The sequence below is a fragment of the Streptomyces sp. NPDC004051 genome (assembly GCF_053604275.1).
Genome location: NZ_JBSGHG010000080.1, coordinates 1529 through 3156 on the forward strand (window position 1 = coordinate 1529; position 1628 = coordinate 3156).

Annotated in this window: 1 rRNA gene (cut by a window edge); it reads right to left on the minus strand. The window is 59.0% G+C overall.

The annotated features are described in order from the left end of the window. Positions 1-1578: ribosomal RNA gene (locus tag ACWEQO_RS34565) — 23S ribosomal RNA — on the minus strand; its annotated part reaches 1528 nt to the left of the window's first position; the annotation flags it as partial. Positions 1579-1628: the final 50 nt, after the last annotated feature.

Here is a 1628-nt window from a genome sequence, read left to right on the forward strand (position 1 = left end):
ACGGGGGCGGCTTCACGGACTTAGCATCGCCTGGTTCGATGTCTTTCGCTTCACAGCGGGTACCGGAATATCAACCGGTTGTCCATCGACTACGCCTGTCGGCCTCGCCTTAGGTCCCGACTTACCCTGGGCAGATCAGCTTGACCCAGGAACCCTTGGTCAATCGGCGCACACGTTTCTCACGTGTGTATCGCTACTCATGCCTGCATTCTCACTCGTGAACCGTCCACAACTCGCTTCCGCGGCTGCTTCACCCGGCACACGACGCTCCCCTACCCATCACGATCCCCGTTGGGGGTTGATATCGCAATGACACGACTTCGGCGGTACGCTTGAGCCCCGCTACATTGTCGGCGCGGAATCACTCGACCAGTGAGCTATTACGCACTCTTTCAAGGATGGCTGCTTCTAAGCCAACCTCCTGGTTGTCTGTGCGACTCCACATCCTTTCCCACTTAGCGTACGCTTGGGGGCCTTAGTCGATGCTCTGGGCTGTTTCCCTCTCGACCATGGAGCTTATCCCCCACGGTCTCACTGCCGCGCTCTCACTTGCCGGCATTCGGAGTTTGGCTAAGGTCAGTAACCCGGTAGGGCCCATCGCCTATCCAGTGCTCTACCTCCGGCAAGAAACACACGACGCTGCACCTAAATGCATTTCGGGGAGAACCAGCTATCACGGAGTTTGATTGGCCTTTCACCCCTAACCACAGGTCATCCCCCAGGTTTTCAACCCTGGTGGGTTCGGTCCTCCACGACCTCTTACAGCCGCTTCAACCTGCCCATGGCTAGATCACTCCGCTTCGGGTCTTGAGCGTGCTACTTCATCGCCCTGTTCGGACTCGCTTTCGCTACGGCTTCCCCACCCGGGTTAACCTCGCAACACACCGCAAACTCGCAGGCTCATTCTTCAAAAGGCACGCAGTCACGACATGCAGGCAAGCCTGCATGCGACGCTCCCACGGCTTGTAGGCACACGGTTTCAGGTACTGTTTCACTCCCCTCCCGGGGTACTTTTCACCATTCCCTCACGGTACTGTCCGCTATCGGTCACCAGGGAATATTTAGGCTTGGCGGGTGGTCCCGCCGGATTCACACGGGATTTCTCGGGCCCCGTGCTACTTGGGTGTCTCTTCAGCGAGCCGCTGACGTTTCGACTACGGGGGTCTTACCCTCTGCGCCGGACCTTTCGCATGTCCTTCGTCTACGCCAGCGGTTTCTGACTCGCCTCATGGCCGGCAGACCATGAACAAGAGATCCCACAACCCCGCCTGCGCAACCCCTGCCGGGTCTTGCACGCCTGCGGTTTGGCCTCGTCCGGTTTCGCTCGCCACTACTCCCGGAATCACGGTTGTTTTCTCTTCCTGCGGGTACTGAGATGTTTCACTTCCCCGCGTTCCCTCCACACTGCCTATGTGTTCAGCAGTGGGTGACAGCCCATGACGACTGCCGGGTTTCCCCATTCGGACACCCCCGGATCACAGCCTGGTTGACGGCTCCCCGGGGCCTTTCGTGGCCTCCCACGTCCTTCATCGGTTCCTGGTGCCAAGGCATCCACCGTGCGCCCTTAAAAACTTGGCCACAGATGCTCGCGTCCACTGTGCAGTTCTCAAACAACGACCGACCACCCG